The organism is Serratia sp. CoH_134_PS_4, from assembly GCF_058190535.1.
In genome coordinates this window covers 77,029-95,037 of sequence record NZ_JBXWKI010000014.1, presented here as the reverse complement: position 1 = coordinate 95,037, position 18,009 = coordinate 77,029, and the positions used below count along the sequence as shown (strand labels likewise).

General features: G+C 54.0%; 19 protein-coding genes. 12 read left to right on the top strand and 7 right to left on the bottom strand.

The genetic code is table 11. The annotated features are described in order from the left end of the window. Nucleotides 1-62: 62 nt before the first annotated feature. The 5 genes from ftsN (at nucleotide 63) to rraA (ending at nucleotide 4,559) form a co-directional block, all read left to right on the top strand. Entirely contained in the window at nucleotides 63-1,004 is a 942-nt protein-coding gene (ftsN, locus tag AC2FCQ_RS19910) for a cell division protein FtsN (RefSeq protein WP_490308901.1), read from the top strand. Between the two features lie 102 nt (nucleotides 1,005-1,106). Beyond that, nucleotides 1,107-1,637, top strand: a complete 531-nt coding sequence (gene hslV / locus AC2FCQ_RS19905; RefSeq protein WP_004953184.1) for an ATP-dependent protease subunit HslV — start codon at nucleotides 1,107-1,109, stop codon at nucleotides 1,635-1,637. A 12-nt stretch (nucleotides 1,638-1,649) separates the two neighbouring features. Continuing rightward, the gene (gene hslU, locus AC2FCQ_RS19900; protein WP_209640023.1) at nucleotides 1,650-2,984 is read left to right on the top strand and encodes an ATP-dependent protease ATPase subunit HslU; all 1,335 of its coding nucleotides are present in this window, start codon (nucleotides 1,650-1,652) and stop codon (nucleotides 2,982-2,984) included. A gap of 91 nt (nucleotides 2,985-3,075) precedes the next feature. Further along, nucleotides 3,076-3,993: a 1,4-dihydroxy-2-naphthoate polyprenyltransferase gene (locus tag AC2FCQ_RS19895; protein ID WP_265556743.1), complete on the top strand. Its 918-nt coding sequence runs from the start codon at nucleotides 3,076-3,078 to the stop codon at nucleotides 3,991-3,993. A gap of 80 nt (nucleotides 3,994-4,073) precedes the next feature. Then, on the top strand, nucleotides 4,074-4,559 hold the full coding sequence (gene rraA, locus AC2FCQ_RS19890) for a ribonuclease E activity regulator RraA (RefSeq protein ID WP_020837546.1): 486 nt from the start codon (nucleotides 4,074-4,076) through the stop codon (nucleotides 4,557-4,559). 56 nt (nucleotides 4,560-4,615) lie between these two features. On the opposite strand, the gene zapB is transcribed toward rraA, so the two are convergent. Next, nucleotides 4,616-4,855 (bottom strand): septal ring assembly protein ZapB, encoded by a 240-nt coding sequence (gene zapB, locus AC2FCQ_RS19885; protein WP_012147470.1) that lies wholly within the window; start codon nucleotides 4,853-4,855, stop codon nucleotides 4,616-4,618. 539 nt (nucleotides 4,856-5,394) lie between these two features. Here zapB and AC2FCQ_RS19880 point away from each other — a divergent pair. The 3 genes from AC2FCQ_RS19880 to glpX all read left to right on the top strand — a co-directional run bounded on the left by AC2FCQ_RS19880 (nucleotide 5,395) and on the right by glpX (nucleotide 8,932). Continuing rightward, entirely contained in the window at nucleotides 5,395-6,240 is an 846-nt protein-coding gene (locus AC2FCQ_RS19880; protein ID WP_037425575.1) for an MIP/aquaporin family protein, read from the top strand. A gap of 42 nt (nucleotides 6,241-6,282) precedes the next feature. Next, on the top strand, nucleotides 6,283-7,791 hold the full coding sequence (gene glpK / locus AC2FCQ_RS19875; protein ID WP_209640029.1) for a glycerol kinase GlpK: 1,509 nt from the start codon (nucleotides 6,283-6,285) through the stop codon (nucleotides 7,789-7,791). 130 nt (nucleotides 7,792-7,921) lie between these two features. After that, nucleotides 7,922-8,932 carry a class II fructose-bisphosphatase gene (gene glpX, locus AC2FCQ_RS19870; protein ID WP_265556744.1) on the top strand — a complete coding sequence of 337 codons (1,011 nt, stop codon included), beginning with the start codon at nucleotides 7,922-7,924 and terminating at the stop codon, nucleotides 8,930-8,932. Nucleotides 8,933-8,964: 32 nt separating this feature from the next. On the opposite strand, the gene emrD is transcribed toward glpX, so the two are convergent. After that, complete coding sequence (gene emrD, locus AC2FCQ_RS19865; protein WP_209640034.1) at nucleotides 8,965-10,149, bottom strand: multidrug efflux MFS transporter EmrD; 1,185 nt, start codon at nucleotides 10,147-10,149, stop codon at nucleotides 8,965-8,967. A 296-nt stretch (nucleotides 10,150-10,445) separates the two neighbouring features. Between emrD and AC2FCQ_RS19860 the strand changes: the two genes are divergently transcribed. Continuing rightward, nucleotides 10,446-11,069 carry a helix-turn-helix transcriptional regulator gene (locus AC2FCQ_RS19860; protein WP_209640036.1) on the top strand — a complete coding sequence of 208 codons (624 nt, stop codon included), beginning with the start codon at nucleotides 10,446-10,448 and terminating at the stop codon, nucleotides 11,067-11,069. A 3-nt stretch (nucleotides 11,070-11,072) separates the two neighbouring features. Next, nucleotides 11,073-11,819: a ferredoxin--NADP(+) reductase gene (gene fpr, locus AC2FCQ_RS19855; protein WP_209640038.1), complete on the top strand. Its 747-nt coding sequence runs from the start codon at nucleotides 11,073-11,075 to the stop codon at nucleotides 11,817-11,819. 9 nt (nucleotides 11,820-11,828) lie between these two features. Here fpr and AC2FCQ_RS19850 read toward each other — a convergent pair whose 3' ends face one another. Continuing rightward, on the bottom strand, nucleotides 11,829-12,254 hold the full coding sequence (locus AC2FCQ_RS19850) for a DUF805 domain-containing protein (RefSeq protein WP_037425588.1): 426 nt from the start codon (nucleotides 12,252-12,254) through the stop codon (nucleotides 11,829-11,831). 200 nt (nucleotides 12,255-12,454) lie between these two features. Here AC2FCQ_RS19850 and AC2FCQ_RS19845 point away from each other — a divergent pair, with 200 nt between their 5' ends. Next, nucleotides 12,455-13,045 carry a DUF1454 family protein gene (locus AC2FCQ_RS19845; RefSeq protein ID WP_490308900.1) on the top strand — a complete coding sequence of 197 codons (591 nt, stop codon included), beginning with the start codon at nucleotides 12,455-12,457 and terminating at the stop codon, nucleotides 13,043-13,045. Between the two features lie 127 nt (nucleotides 13,046-13,172). Continuing rightward, the gene (tpiA, locus tag AC2FCQ_RS19840; protein WP_012147479.1) at nucleotides 13,173-13,940 is read left to right on the top strand and encodes a triose-phosphate isomerase; all 768 of its coding nucleotides are present in this window, start codon (nucleotides 13,173-13,175) and stop codon (nucleotides 13,938-13,940) included. A 67-nt stretch (nucleotides 13,941-14,007) separates the two neighbouring features. Here tpiA and AC2FCQ_RS19835 read toward each other — a convergent pair whose 3' ends face one another. From AC2FCQ_RS19835 to cpxP, 4 genes are all read right to left on the bottom strand, one after another. Further along, nucleotides 14,008-14,997: a sulfate ABC transporter substrate-binding protein gene (locus AC2FCQ_RS19835; protein WP_265556747.1), complete on the bottom strand. Its 990-nt coding sequence runs from the start codon at nucleotides 14,995-14,997 to the stop codon at nucleotides 14,008-14,010. Between the two features lie 185 nt (nucleotides 14,998-15,182). Continuing rightward, nucleotides 15,183-16,145: a 6-phosphofructokinase gene (gene pfkA / locus AC2FCQ_RS19830; RefSeq protein WP_209640046.1), complete on the bottom strand. Its 963-nt coding sequence runs from the start codon at nucleotides 16,143-16,145 to the stop codon at nucleotides 15,183-15,185. A gap of 231 nt (nucleotides 16,146-16,376) precedes the next feature. Then, nucleotides 16,377-17,279 carry a CDF family cation-efflux transporter FieF gene (gene fieF / locus AC2FCQ_RS19825; RefSeq protein WP_209640049.1) on the bottom strand — a complete coding sequence of 301 codons (903 nt, stop codon included), beginning with the start codon at nucleotides 17,277-17,279 and terminating at the stop codon, nucleotides 16,377-16,379. 117 nt (nucleotides 17,280-17,396) lie between these two features. Further along, entirely contained in the window at nucleotides 17,397-17,891 is a 495-nt protein-coding gene (gene cpxP, locus AC2FCQ_RS19820) for a cell-envelope stress modulator CpxP (protein ID WP_037421671.1), read from the bottom strand. Nucleotides 17,892-18,009 lie beyond the last annotated feature (118 nt).

Genomic DNA, 18,009 nt, shown 5'->3' with positions numbered 1-18,009 from the left:
AATATTTTAGGGTTCAGTAACATGACGGACTTATCCCCTCATCAGGACACAGCGGAATAATAGTGGCACAAAAAGACTATGTAAGCCGTGGGCGCGCAGCAGGAGCTAAGCGTAAACCCCCCAGCCGTAAAAAACGCAGTTCTCCGAAGGTCTCCAAAACCGTGTTGGCGTTGGCCGTCGCACTGCTGGTGATTTTTATCGGTGGCCTCTATTTCATTACGCACAACAAGCCGGATGACGCGCCGCTGCTGCCTGTGCACAACACGCGTCCGGGTAACGGCCTACCGCCGAAACCGGAAGAGCGTTGGCGCTACATCAAAGAGCTGGAAAATCGTCAGATTGGCGTACAAACCCCGACCGAACCTACGGCCGGCGGCGAAGCCAGTTCCAAAACACAGCTGACGGCTGAACAGCGCCAACTGCTGGATCAGATGCAGGCGGATATGCAACAGCGCCCAACGCAGCTCAATGAAGTGCCGTATAACGATCCTTCACAAGCCGCAGCGCGTAATAACCGTCAGCAGCAAATGCAACAACAGCAGGTACAGCAACAACCCATACAGCAGCAACCACAGGTAACGCAGCCGCGTAATCCGTTCAACAACGGCGCGACGACGCAACCTGTGCAGCAACAGGCCCAGCCGAAACCTAAGCCGCAACCGGTCACACAACCGCCGGTGCAGGTTAAGCACCCTGAACCAAAACCGCAGCCGAAACCTGAGGCCAAGCCGGAAGTCAGTCAGGAAACGGCCAAGCAGGAAACCAAGCCAGAATCGAAGCAGAAGTGGATGGTGCAGTGCGGTTCATTCCGTGCGACCGATCAGGCAGAGTCTGTGCGTGCACGCCTGGCGTTTGAAGGCATCGAAAGCCGCATTACGGCGGGTGGTGGCTGGAATCGCGTGGTGCTCGGCCCTTACAGCAGCCGGGCTGTTGCGGACAAAACCCTGTCGCGCCTGAAGGGCGTAGGCATGTCAAGTTGCATTCCCCTCTCCGTTGGGGGTTGAAAAGCGTCAATCCCCCCCCATCTATACTCTCAATATGCCTCGTAGTGTCTGCGCAAGCAGATGCTGCGAGGGCTTCTTTCCGTCTTCAACGAGGGTCTGCTCGTGACAACAATTGTAAGCGTACGCCGCAACGGCCAGGTAGTGATCGGTGGCGATGGCCAGGCCACCTTGGGCAATACGGTAATGAAGGGCAACGTCAAGAAAGTACGTCGCCTGTATAACGACAAAGTGATTGCTGGTTTTGCCGGTGGTACAGCGGATGCCTTTACGCTGTTTGAGCTGTTCGAGCGCAAGCTGGAAATGCACCAAGGTCACCTGGTGAAAGCCGCCGTTGAACTGGCGAAAGACTGGCGTACTGACCGCATGCTGCGCAAACTCGAAGCCCTGCTGGCTGTCGCAGATGAACACTCTTCGCTGATCATCACCGGCAACGGTGACGTGATCCAGCCTGAAAACGATTTGATTGCGATTGGCTCCGGCGGCCCGTACGCCCAGGCAGCCGCTCGTGCGATGTTGGAAAATACCGAACTGAGCGCCCGCGAAATTGTTGATAAGTCCCTCAACATCGCCGGTGATATCTGTATTTACACCAACCATTTCCACACCATTGAAGAATTGCCTTCCAAAGCGTAAGGATCGAATACTATGTCTGAAATGACCCCGCGCGAGATCGTCAGCGAACTGGACAGCTACATCATTGGCCAGAACAAAGCCAAGCGTGCCGTTGCCATTGCCCTGCGTAACCGCTGGCGCCGGATGCAGCTTAACGAGATGCTGCGCCATGAAGTCACGCCAAAGAATATTCTTATGATCGGCCCGACCGGTGTCGGTAAAACTGAAATTGCCCGTCGTCTGGCAAAACTGGCTAACGCCCCGTTCATCAAGGTTGAAGCCACCAAGTTCACCGAAGTGGGCTACGTCGGCAAAGAAGTGGATTCGATTATCCGCGATCTGACCGATGCCGCGATCAAAATGGTGCGCTTGCAGTCGATCGATAAGAACCGTACCCGTGCCGAAGAACTGGCGGAAGAACGCATTCTCGACGTGCTGATCCCACCGGCCAAGAACAACTGGGGCCAGGCGGAAGAACATCAAGAGCCGTCTGCTGCTCGCCAGGCATTCCGCAAGAAACTGCGTGAAGGCCAGTTGGACGACAAAGAAATTGAGATCGATCTGGCTGCTGCGCCGATGGGTGTAGAAATCATGGCACCTCCCGGCATGGAAGAGATGACCAACCAGCTGCAATCAATGTTCCAAAACCTCGGTGGTCAAAAACAGAAGCCACGTAAGTTGAAGATCAAAGAAGCCTTCAAGCTGCTGGTAGAAGAAGAAGCCGCCAAACTGGTTAACCCGGAAGAGCTGAAAGAGCAAGCAATTGAAGCGGTTGAGCAACACGGCATCGTGTTCATCGACGAAATCGACAAAATCTGTAAGCGTGGTGGCCAAAGCTCCGGTCCTGACGTGTCTCGTGAAGGCGTGCAGCGTGACCTGCTGCCACTGGTGGAAGGCTGCACTGTCTCTACCAAGCACGGCATGGTGAAAACCGATCACATTCTGTTTATCGCTTCCGGTGCGTTCCAGACCGCCAGCCCATCAGACTTGATTCCGGAACTGCAGGGCCGCCTGCCAATCCGCGTTGAGCTGCAAGCGCTGACCACTGAAGATTTCGAGCGTATCCTGACCGAACCAAGCGCGTCGTTGACTGAGCAATACAAAGCGCTGATGGGTACTGAAGGCGTGAATATCGAATTCACCGCTGAAGGCATCCGCCGTATCGCTGAAGCCGCATGGCAGGTTAACGAAACGACCGAAAACATCGGTGCACGTCGCTTACACACCGTGCTTGAGCGTCTGATGGAAGATATTTCCTATGATGCGAGTGAAATTAACGGTCAATCCATTACAATTGATGCGGATTACGTACGTAATCATCTGGATGAACTGGTAGCAGATGAAGATTTGAGTCGTTTTATCCTATAATCGCTCAATCATGTCCAGTCAGTCATCTGTGGGAGGCATTGCCTCCCACAATTATTTCTAACGGACACAGCCACTTACTCTGAAGCGAAAAATGAGCTCATCAACAACCACCTCACCGGCCAGAGCCTGGCTTGAAAGTTTACGGCCACGCACCTTGCCGCTGGCCTTTGCATCTATCGTCGTCGGTTCCGCCATTGCCGCCTGGCAAGGCAGCCTGAAACCTGGCGTCGCACTGCTGGCCTTGTTGACCGCCGGCCTACTGCAAATTCTCTCCAACCTGGCGAACGACTATGGCGATGCGGTAAAAGGCAGCGACAAAGAAGACCGCATCGGGCCGCTACGCGGTATGCAAAAAGGCATGATCACCCAAGCGCAGATGAAACGCGCTCTGGTGGTGACGGTGGTGTTGATCGCCATCGCAGGCTGTTCACTGATCGCCGTCGCCTGTGAACAACCCAGCGACGTCGTGGGCTTCCTGGTACTGGGTGGGCTTTCTATCGTCGCAGCCATTACCTATACCGTCGGTACCAAACCCTATGGCTATCTGGGGCTAGGCGACATCTCGGTGCTGGTATTCTTCGGTTGGCTGAGCGTAGCGGGTACCTACTACCTGCAAACCCACACGTTTGACAGTATTGTGATGCTACCAGCCACCGCATGCGGCCTGCTGGCAACCGCAGTGCTCAACATCAACAATTTGCGCGATATCGAAAGCGATCGTGCCAACGGTAAAAATACCCTGGCGGTACGCCTTGGGCCACAGAATGCGCGCTATTACCACGTCGCGTTGCTGATCGGGGCCGTAGCCTGCTTCGCGCTGTTCACACTGCTTAATTTGCATAGCCTGTGGGGCTGGCTGTTTGTGCTGGCGATCCCCCTCTTGGTACGCCATGGCCTGCGCGTGCTGCGCGATCCAACACCAGCCGGTATGCGGCCGATGCTGGAACACATGGTCAAGGCAGCTCTTCTGGCCAATGTGCTGTTCGCTATCGGCGTGGTGCTCAGTTAGACATCGAACTGATGATTTTGCCAACAGGGCGAATAAAGGGATATACTGGTTATTCCAGCGGCAAACAGACGTAAAATCCTATGAAATACGATACTTCCGAACTTTGCGACATCTATCATGAAGAGGTGAACGTAGTTGAGCCTCTATTCTCCAATTTTGGCGGGCGTACTTCATTTGGCGGGCAAATCACTACGGTGAAATGCTTTGAGGATAACGGCCTGTTATTCGAGCTACTTGAAGAAAACGGGCGCGGTCGCGTTCTGGTGATTGACGGTGGCGGCTCAGTACGCCGTGCTCTGATCAATGCAGAATTGGCGCGTCTGGCAACCCAGAACGAATGGGAAGGCATCGTGGTCTACGGTGCCGTGCGTCAGGTGGACGATTTGGAAGAACTGGATATCGGCATTCAGGCGATGGCAGCCATTCCTGTCGGCGCCGCCAGTGAAAGCATTGGTGAAAGCGACATCCGCGTTAACTTTGGCGGTGTGACGTTCTTCTCCGGTGACCATTTGTACGCCGACAATACCGGTATTATTCTGTCTGAAGACCCGCTCGACATCGAGTAATCTTCAGATATGAAAAAGGGCGCCTAAGGCGCCCTTTTCGATCGTGCAATACGGAATCAGACTTCTTCCATTTTGCCCAACAGCGCGCGCAAGCGATCTTGCCATACGTGCTGCTCTTCTTTCAGTTGCTGGTTTTCACGTACCAGCGATTCGTGGTTGCCAGAGGCAGCCTGAACTTCCTGAGACAGAGTATTGTTTTTGTCTTTCAGCTCTTCAATTTCCATCTGCAGCAGGGTGATGGTATCGATCGCCTGCTGAACTTTTGATTCCAATTTCTCAAATACTTCAAATGACATGCTTCAGTCCCCTCATGATAGCAAGGCGTACATCTATAGGTAACGGCCGCAACTCAGGTTGCAACTGCTGCGAATATGCATCGCGCCAAGTGACACACGCTTTTATTGAAAATAACGCGCCTGTCCCGATAAAACGCTTCTTTCGATAAAAACGATTGTAAGTAGCCTGTCCCCGACTGTCTAGCAACATCCGGCTCATCGCGCAGTCTGTTGCAATTTTCCTGCCTTCGCCATCAGCAAAAACTGAAAATACCCGCAGCCCGCAAAATCGGTTTGTTAACAATCGGTGGCGAAAGCACTGGTCAGATCACACTTTTATGGCGCAGAAAGAACACAGAACGACGCGAATTCGCTCAATTTTATGACGAAGCACACACATTTTGATTTCGCTATTTCTCGTTTATGTTCGTTAACGATAAATTTACATCACGTCCTCAATTAATAATTGGACGAGATGAAAAAACTGTACCCATAGGCCAAATCGATACGCTCGCTGAGCCTATAAACCTATAACCGCCGTTTTGCAGGACAACAACATTATGAGCCAAACCACCAGTCCGACCCTAAAAGGCCAGTGCATCGCTGAGTTCCTCGGCACCGGCCTGTTGATATTCTTTGGCGTAGGCTGCGTTGCCGCGCTGAAACTGGCTGGCGCCAGCTTCGGCCAATGGGAAATCAGTATCATTTGGGGCCTCGGCGTTGCCATGGCTATCTATCTGACCGCTGCCATCTCCGGTGCGCATCTCAACCCGGCAGTCACCATCGCACTGTGGCTGTTCGCCTGCTTTGACGGACGCAAAGTACTTCCTTACATTGTCGCGCAGATCGCCGGAGCCTTCTGCGCAGCAGCCTTGGTCTACGGGTTGTATTACAACCTGTTCTACGACTTTGAAGCAGCCAATCATATGGTTCGCGGCAGTGATGCAAGCCTTGCCCTGGCTGGCATCTTCTCCACTTATCCTAACGCGCACATTTCTGTCGGCCAGGCCTTCCTGGTAGAGACCGTGATTACCGCAATTCTGATGTGCCTGATCCTGGCGCTGACCGACGACGGCAACGGCATTCCGCGTGGCCCACTGGCCCCTCTGTTAATTGGTATTCTGATTGCCGTGATCGGCGCCTCTATGGGACCATTGACTGGCTTTGCTCTGAACCCGGCGCGTGACTTCGGTCCTAAAATGTTCGCTTATCTGGCGGGCTGGGGCAAAGTGGCCTTCACCGGTGCACGTGATATTCCGTACTTCCTGGTGCCAATTTTTGGTCCAATCATCGGGGCCTGCCTGGGTGCCTTCGGCTACCGCATGCTCATTGGCCGCAATCTGCCGTGTGACGTTTGCGTAGAAGAAGAAAAACCCGCCGCCAAGGCTCAGCAGCGTAAAGCGTGATTGGCACAGTTTAAAACGGTTAACAACAGCAGGACTAAAATCATGACTGTAGAAAAAAAATACATTGTCGCGCTCGACCAGGGAACCACCAGTTCACGTGCCGTAGTGCTAGACCACGATGCCAATATTGTTGCGGTATCCCAGCGTGAGTTCACGCAGATTTACCCGAAAGCGGGCTGGGTTGAGCATGACCCGATGGAGATTTGGTCATCGCAGAGCTCAACGCTGGTAGAAGTGCTGGCGAAAGCCGACATCAATTCCGATCAAATCGCCGGTATCGGCATCACCAACCAGCGCGAAACCACCATCGTCTGGGAGAAAGAGACCGGTAAGCCAATTTATAACGCCATCGTCTGGCAATGCCGTCGTACCGCTGACATTTGCGAGAAGCTCAAACGCGATGGCATGGAAGAGTACATCCGTCACAACACCGGCCTGGTGGTTGACCCGTACTTCTCCGGCACCAAAGTTAAATGGATCCTGGATAACGTAGAAGGCGCCCGTGAACGCGCCAAACGCGGCGAGCTGCTGTTCGGTACCGTCGATACCTGGCTGGTGTGGAAAATGACCCAAGGGCGGGTGCATGTGACCGATTACACCAACGCCTCGCGTACCATGATGTTCAATATCCATGAGCTGGACTGGGATGAGCGCATGCTGGAAGCGCTGGATATCCCGCGTGCCATGCTGCCAAAAGTCCGCCCTTCCTCGGAAGTGTACGGCCAGACCAACATCGGGGGTAAAGGCGGTACACGTATTCCAATCGCCGGCATCGCGGGTGACCAACAGGCGGCGCTGTATGGCCAACTGTGCGTTCAACCGGGCATGGCGAAAAACACCTACGGCACCGGTTGCTTCCTGTTGATGAACACCGGCAAAGAAGCGGTACGTTCTAACCACGGCCTGCTGACCACTATCGCTTGCGGTCCACGCGGCGAAGTGAACTACGCGCTGGAAGGGGCTGTATTCATCGGCGGCGCGTCTATTCAATGGTTGCGTGATGAACTGAAATTGATCAGTGATGCAGCCGACTCCGAATACTTTGCCACCAAGGTGAAAGACAGTAATGGCGTGTACGTGGTGCCAGCCTTCACCGGTTTGGGCGCCCCTTATTGGGACCCGTATGCCCGTGGTGCAATCTTCGGTCTGACTCGCGGCGCGAACAGCAACCACATCATCCGTGCAACGTTGGAGTCTATCGCTTACCAAACGCGCGACGTGCTGGATGCCATGCAGGCTGACTCCAACACCCGCCTGCAATCGCTGCGTGTGGACGGTGGCGCCGTTGCTAACAACTTCCTGATGCAGTTCCAGTCTGACATCCTCGGCACCCGTGTAGAGCGTCCTGAAGTGCGTGAGTCGACTGCACTGGGCGCAGCCTTCCTGGCGGGTCTGGCGATCGGCTATTGGAATGACCTGGATGAGGTGAAGAGCAAGGCGGTTATCGAGCGCGAATTCCGTCCGAGCATTGAAACCACCGAACGTAACTTCCGTTACAGCGGCTGGAAAAAAGCGGTTGCCCGTGCACAAGCATGGGAAGAACACGATTAACGTCGCTCTGCGTTGTTAACCCCTATCACGCGCTGCCTTCGGGCGGCGCGTTTTTTTTGCACCGCCCTCCCCGTAGCCCCTGTGATAAACTTTGCCGATATTTTCTTCCTTCTCACAGACAGGTTTTGCCATGAAACGTGAATTAGCCATCGAATTTTCCCGCGTGACCGAAGCCGCCGCGCTGGCGGGCTACAAATGGCTGGGACGCGGCGACAAGAATGCCGCTGACGGCGCGGCGGTCAACGCCATGCGTATTATGCTCAATAAAGTGGATATCGATGGCCGCATCGTGATCGGCGAAGGCGAGATTGATGAAGCACCGATGCTGTATATCGGTGAGCAGGTCGGCAGTGGCCAAGGTGACGCGGTAGACATCGCAGTCGATCCGATCGAAGGCACCCGCATGACCGCCATGGGCCAGTCCAACGCGCTGGCGGTATTGGCGGTAGGCGATCGCGGTACCTTCCTGCACGCGCCGGACATGTACATGGAGAAGCTGGTGGTCGGCCCGGCAGCACGCGGCGCCATCGATCTCACATTGCCACTGGCAGAGAACCTGCAGAATGTAGCAGCACGGTTGGGTAAACCTCTGTCGCAGCTGACAGTGATCGTGCTGGCCAAGCCGCGACACGACGGCGTTATCGCGCACATGCAACAGCTCGGGGTCCGCGTCTTTGCCATCCCTGACGGTGACGTGGCGGCCTCTATCCTGACCTGTATGCCTGACAGCGAAGTCGACGTGATGTATGGCATCGGCGGCGCACCTGAAGGGGTGATTTCCGCGGCGGTCATCCGCGCACTGGACGGTGATATGCAGGCACGGCTGTTACCACGCCACCAGGTGAAGGGGGAAAGTGCCGAGAATCGCCGCATCGGCGAAGAAGAACTGGCACGCTGCAAAGAGATGGGGATTGAAGCCGGTAAGGTGTTGATGCTCGATGACATGGCGCGCAACGACAACGTCATTTTCTCCGCGACCGGTATCACCAAAGGCGACCTACTGGAAGGGATCAGCCGTCAAGGTAATATGGCCACCACGGAAACGCTGTTAATCCGCGGTAAATCACGCACCATTCGCCGCATTCGTTCAACCCATTATCTGGATCGCAAAGACCCGGCACTGCACGAATTCCTGCTGTAATGAAACAGGGCGCCGATGGCGCCCTGCTCGTTTTATGCGGTATGACCTTGGTGCTGCATTCGGTTCGACAACGGCCACCAGCAAAGCAGAATCAACAGTGCCATGGCAAACATCAGCAAACCGAGGCTGAACTGCCCGGTCTGTGGCAACATGGCAGAAAGCCAGGTCGCCAGGCCAGAACCCATATTTTGCATGCCACCGACCAACGCGCCTGCGGCCCCAGCCAGATAAGGGAAAGGTTCCATCGCGCCCGTCGTGGCCAGCGGGAACATCATGCCAGCACCGAAAAAGAACAATGCAGCCGGCACAATCAGCGTCCAGATATTCATCACGCCAAACCACCCGGGGATCCACATCATCAGACCTGCCAACAGGCAACTGATGACGGAGTGCCACACCAGACTGTGGAAGGTCTTGCCGTCTCGACCGGCGTACCAGGCACCAAAAAATGCCGCCGGTATAGGCAGGATAAACAGAATACTGACGGTCAGACCGCTCAAGCCCAACACGCCCCCCATCAGCACGCCACAGCTGGCTTCAAACACGGCAATCCCCGCCAGTGCACCGATCAGCATCACCAAATAACAACTGAAGGTGCTATCGCCCAACAACTTGCGGAAACTCGCCAGCATTCGCCGCTTTTCGGTCTGCTGCGGTCGGGTTTCCGGCAGCCAGCGAAACATGGCAAAAGCGACACCGGTACACAGCACCAGCAGGAAGGCATAACAGGCACGCCAACCAAAGACCATCGCCAATGCCCCACCGATGATCGGCGCCAGCAGTGGGCTCACCAGGATACCCATGTTAAGCAAGCTGTTGGCGTATCGCAGTGATGTACCAGCATACAGGTCACGTGGCATGGTACGTGCCATCACTCCAGCCACGCCGGTACCCATCCCCTGAATAGCACTGGCAGCAACCAGCATCGTCAGGCTGTTGGACAACAATGCGCCCAGTGCACCGATCATGAAAATCATCATCCCAGCCAGGATCACCGGGCGGCGGCCAATACGGTCAGACAGCGGGCCGTAAATCAGTTGCGAGAAGCCATAGGTCATCAGATATGCCGCCATCACGCGCTGTACTGCACCTGAACGCACCGACAGATCTTTGGCAATATCAGCAACAACGGGAACATAAATGGTTTGTGCCATCTGACCGACAGCCACCAACAGGGTAAGCATCACCAGCAGGTGAAAGTTTTCTATTTTTCTCATTATCTTCGTTAACGTATTAACTCGTCACAGCGTCCCGTTCTGGCTCGAAATTCGGCCAGAACGGCGAGCAGCCCTCTATGGCGGCATAAGCTAACAAATTTAATTTTTTTAGCGAGTTTCAGGCAAATATTGATCTTGGTCACAGTGGCAGCAAAGGCAACCAGCCACGTAAATTAAACTGTACGTCTAACGCTTAAGAGTTAACAATGGCAAACTTTCAGTAGTTTACCTTTAGCATTTAATCGATAATTATTTTCATCATCTTGAAATAAAATAACGCCATAGGGATTGGGTTAATGAAGACACCAGAGCTGATTTTATTGCAGTTAAAAACCTTGGGGCCGCATTCCGCCAAAATGTTGGCTGAGCGTCTGGATATCACCCCCATGGGCATCCGTCAGCATCTGCAATCCCTGGAAAAACGTGAGTTGGTTTGCTACGAAGAGGCACGCACTAAAGTGGGTCGCCCTACGCGCTACTGGTCGCTGACCCATCAGGGTCATGCCCAGTTCGCCGATTGCCACAATACATTGGCGGCGGCGCTACTGGATTCTGCGAATCAGCTGTTTGGCGCTGAAGGGGTAGAACAGTTACTCAGTGTACGTGAAGATAAGCTTTATCAACGTTATGCCGAAGAACTGTCCGAGGAGGCTTGCCATCAGGCTAAACTCAACCGGCTCGTGCGCCTGCGGCAACACGATGGTTATATGGCCGAGCTGTTTGAACATCCGCAGGGTATGCTACTGGTAGAAAACCACTGCCCTATTGGCGTAGCAGCCACCGCTTGCAGCAGCCTATGCGACTCGGAACTGCAGTTGTTTCACCGCCTGTTTGGTCACAGCTATCGCATAGAGCGTACCGCACATGCCATTTCCGGCTCACGACATTGCGCTTATTTGATTCGACCATTGGAGCTTTAGAGTATGGCTGACTGGGTTAATGGCAAGGTTACGCAAGTCACGCAGTGGACCGACGGGTTGTTCAGTATTACCGTCCACGCCCCCATTGCCCCCTTCATCGCAGGGCAATTTGCCAAATTGGCGCTAGAAATTGACGGCGAGCGCGTGCAACGCGCCTATTCCTATGTCAACGCCCCCAGCGATCCGAACCTGGAGTTTTACCTGGTCACCGTGCCGGAAGGCAAACTGAGCCCACGTCTCAATCAGCTACAGCCGGGGTCGGAAGTGATGGTCACCAAAGACGCTGCCGGATTTTTCGTGCTGGACGAAGTGCCGGAATGCGACACCCTGTGGATGCTGGCAACGGGTACGGCTATCGGCCCATACCTATCCATTCTGCAGGAGGGTAAAGACCTGGAACGTTTCAAGAATCTGGTACTGGTGCATGCCACCCGCTTTGCACGCGATCTCAGTTACCTGCCGCTGATGCAACAGCTGCAACAGCGCTACAACGGCAAACTGCGCATTCAGACTGTCGTAAGCCGTGAGGAAGTCGCCGGCTCACTGACGGGCCGTGTGCCGGCGTTGATTGAGGATGGCCGACTGGAAGCCGCGGTAGGGTTAACGATCAATGCTGAAACGGACCACGTCATGTTGTGCGGTAACCCGCAAATGGTGCGGGATACCCAGCAGACGCTGAAAGATCAGCGGCAGATGCGCAAGCATCTGCGCCGCAAGCCAGGCCATATCACCAGCGAACATTACTGGTAACCCGTATCCTCAGTCTGCGCTGAACTTCACTGGCTTGGCCGGTGGGCCAAACCGGTTATCCTCGGGCGTGCCGACAAACGCGCCCAAATCGATCATCATCATCACAATGATCAACGTCGGGATAAAACGCCCTACCCCCCACTGCCAAACCGGTGCCAGCATCTGCCAGTTTCCGGCCGCCAGCAACCAGGCGACGATCAGCAACAGCGCCCACCAACCGGCTTTATTACGGTCATGCAGCCGCTTCACCAACACCGCCGCCGTTGGCCATAGCAGCCCGACGATAAAGAAGGCAATGGTCTGGATATCCACGAGCTCACGGCTGGCAAGAGAAAAAGCCACCGCCATCAGTACCAGCCACAGCACCATCCAAATCCAGAAGTCACGCCGCCCAATTCGGCCTTTAAACGAAAAGCACCACTGTTGTATTGTCATTGAATCCTGCGTTGTTAGCCTGCCCATAATCTGCCGTGCAGTGTAACATAGGCGCGGCATGGCGAAGGTTTCCGCCCTGCATTACGCGGAGTAACGCACAGCTTTCCTGCCAGCAAGCGATAATGGCACGGGATCTTTGACAATCCCCCTCGGTTATCGCTTTAATCGGAGCCATCTTTGTTCTTGATGCCGTGTATACCATGTTGAGAAAAACCATCGCCATCGCCTGCCTGTTATTGAGTATCAACAGCGCCTGGGCCGATCCGCCGGATGCCGCCGTCAGTGCGTCGCCTACCGCGCCGTACCTGCTCGCCGGAGCGCCGACGTTTGATCTGACGGTGGTGGAATTCCGCGAAAAGTATAATCGCGACAACCCGAAATTACCGATCGGTGAGTTTCGCGCTATCGCAACGGCCGAAGACGACACCCCGCTGCTGACGCGCGCCGCCAGCAAGTTGAACGAAAATCTCTACGCCTCTACCGCACTGGAAAAAGGCACCGGCAAAATCAAAACGCTACAAATTACCCACCTGCCGCTGCAACAGACCGGCGAAGAAAAAGCCGCTCGCACCATTGCTATTAGCTACATGGCCGCGCTGATGCGCCAGTTTGAAACGGCACTCACGGTGGATCAAAGCTTGGGCAAAGTGGCCACCCTGCTGGAAAAAGGCAAAGGTTCACGCTTTTACCAACAGCAGGTCGGTGCGATCCGTTATGTTGTGTCAGACAACGGCGATAAAGGGGTAACTTTCGCTGTTGAACCGGTTAAGCTGACGTTATCCGAGCCATAACAGCGGGCTATTTAATGACGAAAAGCAAAGCCTTCGTGCTTAATCATCTCTATACTGTTGGGCAGGTAAACTGCCGGTCCGGCAGTGGTTATTTCGACTCTCGCGTTCCCTTGTTGGAGGAAAAAACATGCGTCATCCATTAGTTATGGGTAACTGGAAGCTCAACGGCAGCACTCACATGGTTAACGAACTGATTGCCGCTCTGCGCAATGAACTGAGCAGCGTTGACGGTTGTGGCGTTGCTATCGCACCGCCAGTCATGTACCTGGACCAAGCCAAACACGCGCTGGCTGGTAGCCGCATTGCTCTGGGCGCACAAAACGTTGACGTCAACCTGTCCGGCGCATTCACCGGTGAAGTTTCCGCTGACATGCTGAAAGATATTGGCGCGCAATACATCATCATCGGCCACTCTGAGCGTCGCACTTACCACAAAGAAACCGATGCTGCGATCGCCGAGAAATTTGCCGTACTGAAAACTGCCGGTCTGATCCCTGTACTGTGCATCGGTGAAACTGACGCAGAAAACGAAGCGGGTAAAACCGAAGAAGTTTGCGCACGCCAGATTGACGCCGTGCTGAAAACCCAGGGCGCTGAAGCGTTCAAAGGCGCAGTTATCGCTTACGAACCTATTTGGGCCATCGGTACCGGCAAGTCTGCTACCCCAGCGCAGGCACAAGCCGTACACAAATTTATCCGTGATCACATCGCTAAACAGGACGCTGCCGTCGCTGCAGAAGTGATCATCCAGTACGGTGGTTCCGTGAACGATAAGAATGCCGCCGAGCTGTTCACCCAGCCAGACATCGATGGCGCGCTGGTTGGCGGCGCATCACTGAAAGCCGATGCTTTCGCTGTGATCGTCAAAGCCGCTGCTGCCGCTAAAAAAGCCTGAGTTCACTCGGCTGATAAATGACAAAACCCCGGCTTGCCGGGGTTTTTTTATTGTGGCTCATTCACGCTCAGCGTTTGCTGATTTCATCAAACACGCCACCCGTCGCGAAATGCACCTTCTGCGCCTGTGTCCAACCGCCAAAAGTGTCATCCACGGTGAAAAGCTTCAGTTTCGGGAATTGCTCGGCAAACTTGGCGGCCACTGACGTATCACGTGGGCGATAGTAGTTTTTCGCCGCAATAGTCTGCCCTTCCGGCGTATACAGATACTTCAGATAAGCAGTAGCCACATCGCGGGTACCACGCTTATCAACCACCTTATCTACCACCGACACGGTTGGCTCGGCCAAAATCGATTCACTCGGGGTGATAATTTCAAATTTGTCTTTACCCAGCTCTTTTTCTGCCAACAACGCTTCATTTTCCCAAGCGATCAGCACATCACCGATTCCGCGTTCCACGAAGGTATTGGTTGAGCCACGCGCACCGGAATCCAGTACTTCAACGTTTTTATACAGATCCTTAACGAACGCCTGTGCCTTGGCCTGATCATTATTGTTTTGATGCAACGCATAACCCCAGGCTGCCAGGTAATTCCAGCGCGCCCCGCCGGAGGTTTTCGGGTTCGGTGTAATCACCGACACGCCTGGTTTGATCAAATCCGGCCAGTCATGAATTTGTTTTGGGTTTCCTTTGCGCACCAGAAACACAATGGTCGAGGTATAAGGTGCCGAGTTGTCTGGCAGGCGTTTGATCCACTCTTTATCGATGCGGCCTCGCTCAGCGATAGCATCCACATCGTAGGCCAACGCCAGTGTCACTACGTCGGCCTCAATGCCGTTAATCACCGACGTCGCTTGCTTACCTGAGCCGCCGTGCGACTGCCGCACCGTCACGTTATCCCCAGTCTGCTGCTGCCAATATTTGCCGAATGCGGTGTTATATTCCTGATAAAACTCACGTGTCGGGTCATATGAAACGTTCAGCAATTGGATATCTTTCGCCATGGCACCGGACGCCAGTAACATGATTGTCAGACCTACACCCCATTTACGCATTGACTCGCTCTCCCAGGAAAATAATCGCAACCTCAATCGGTTGATTTAGCATCAGAGCCTGCCAGAAACTTTCCCACCAATTAAAGAATAAAAAATGTTGGGCTATACGATTCTGGAATATAACCACAAAGACATAAAAAAAGCCTCCGCATGCGGAGGCTTCTATTGCCCGGATTAAGACGGGATCAATACAGTTTTTTCGCTGTTTCCAGCCAGTCGCCCTTGAACGGACGCTTCATATTTTCGATCGCATCGATGATGTCATGGTGCACCATCTTCTCGTTTTGGATACCGACGCAACGCCCGCCGTAGCCCTGCAGCAGCAGTTCGATAGCGTAAGCGCCCATGCGAGAGGCAAGAATACGGTCGTAAGCAACGGGAGAACCGCCACGCTGAATATGGCCCAGCACCGTGGCTCGGGTTTCACGTTTGGTTTCCTGTTCGATATGACGAGCCAGCTCATCGATATCGCAAATGTGCTCCGTGATCGCCACGATCGCGTGTTTCTTGCCTTTGGCGATCCCGGCCTTGATTTCGCAAACCAGGTCTTCACGGTTGAATTCAGTTTCAGGCAACACGATAAATTCACAACCACCGGCAATGGCTGCCGCCAGGGTCAGATCGCCGCAGTAGCGGCCCATCACTTCAACGATGGAGATACGCTGATGAGAAGACGAGGTGTCACGCAGGCGGTCAATGGCTTCCACGACGGTTTCAAGCGCGGTGAAGAAACCGATGGTGTAGTCGGTACCGGCCACGTCGTTATCGATGGTGCCTGGCAAGCCGATACAAGGGAACCCTTCTTCCGTCAGGCGTTTGGCACCCATATAGGAACCGTCACCGCCAATAACCACCAGCGCATCAATGCCGCGGTTTTGCAGGTTTTCAATCGCCTTGGCGCGTACGCTGTCGTCTCTGAATTCTGGGAAGCGGGCTGAGCCGAGGAAAGTGCCGCCGCGATTGATCATATCGGACACGCTGTAACGGTCCAATTGTTCCATGCGGTCTTCGTACAAGCCAAGGTAGCCATCGTAAATACCAAAAACTTCCAGACCTTCCGAAAGTGCAGCACGCACAACGCCACGGATCGCAGCGTTCATACCCGGCGAATCACCGCCACTCGTCAGTACACCGATTTTCTTGATCATGACTACCTCTGAACTGTAGATGCAATTTCTTAAGAATTCTGTATTCGCCGATTGTCTTGGAACCACTCAGGCTACAGAAAACCAGCTTTACGGCTTTATTGCTGGATATTATAGCAAAAACACCCAGCTGAATTGATTCAAGTCACGCAATATTGCGGTAAAAAACTGTCATGGCACGCTGAGCTAACGCCACTCTTTGCGCGCTATGCAATCTCACCGTCCCTGTACTGATTATAGCTCCCAACGCCCCTGCTGGCCCGCTGGCACCACAGAACAAGGATCCTGGTGGATGAGAATATCCGCCCCTGGGAAACGATGCAGCAACGCCTGTTCTACTTGCTCGGCCAGAATATGCGCCTGCATCAGCGGCAGCCCATCGTCCATCTCCAGGTGCAACTGAATAAAACGTGTCGGGCCGGATTGGCGGGTGCGTAAATCGTGTGCGCCTTTCACCCCTGGCCAAGAGGAAACCACCTCAATAATGGCCTGGCGTTCTTCGTCCGGCAATGCCCTGTCCAGCAGCGATTGCACAGCCTCATTACCCATCCGCAGCGCGCTGTAAAGAATGTAAACGCCAATTCCCAATGCAAACAATGCATCCGCCCGTTGGAAACCATACCAGCTTAGCGCAAGCGCGATAAGAATAGCACCATTCATCATGACATCTGACTGATAATGAAGCATATCTGCTCGCACAGCCTGACTGCGCGTTTTTCTGACCACCCAACGCTGATAGGTGACCAGCAACAGAGTGCTAAACAACGCAACAACCGTAACCACAATACCTATGCCAGGGTCGCGCAGCGTTTCAGGTGAATAAAGATGCTGGAAGCCCGTCAGAAACAGGAACAGCGCCGAGCCAGAAATAAACATGCTTTGTGCCAGCGCGGCCAATGATTCTGCCTTGCCGTGCCCGAAGGTATGTTCTTCATCGGCCGGCTGCAGCGAGTAGCGCACCACCAACAAGTTGGTCAATGACGCGGCAATATCCACCAGCGAGTCCACCAAAGCCGCTAACAGACTCACCGAACCGGTGTGGTACCAGGCAATAATTTTGATCAGCAACAGTATTGAGGCCAACGCGGTGGCAGCTAGCGCGGCAGACTTCACCAAACGCGCATATTGCGGTTCCATAACCCATCCCGGTTGAACGTTGAGAGGGTCAATATAGCGAAATGATGGACAAAAAAAACCCCGCCATCATGGCGGGGGAAGACAGGGATGGTGTCTATGGCAAGGAAAAACAGGGGACTACTCAGTCATACTTAACTTCTGGGCAGAAGTTTGCTGCAAACCAGAAATTTGTTGCTCCATCTGCTGCATACGCTGCTGATGTTTCTGGTCTAAAACACTTTTTTGCTGTGGCGTCAGTAGGTTATACATTTGGTTGCGTACTCTGGCCATTTCGACCTGGCGCTTAACCTGTTGCTGAGCCATCTCTTCCGCCTGGGCATACACGGCGGCTTCATCAAATTTGTCTGCGGTTACCAGTTTATGCATGGCTTCCATTTCAGCTACATTGACACCAGGCAGATCGTGGCGCGCTTGGCGCATTAAATCGCGCATTTGCTGCCGCTGCTGTTCAGTCAGGCTAACACCGTCAAACATGTGGTGCTGACCAGGCGCTCTGGTCATCGCGTCGTTTCCGGGAGTCGGTACAGTTTCCGATGTAGTGTCAGCAGCGAACGCAGCGGTAGAACCTATTGCCAGCATTGATGCCATAACTAATGCGGTCACCTTACGCATTTTAACTCCTCGTGCTTTCTCACTTTGCGAATCAACGAGGAGCAGTGTACTGCTGCACCTGCAAACATGCGTCAGTGCATGTAAAACTACGTAAAGTCATGGAATGCCAACAGTTGAT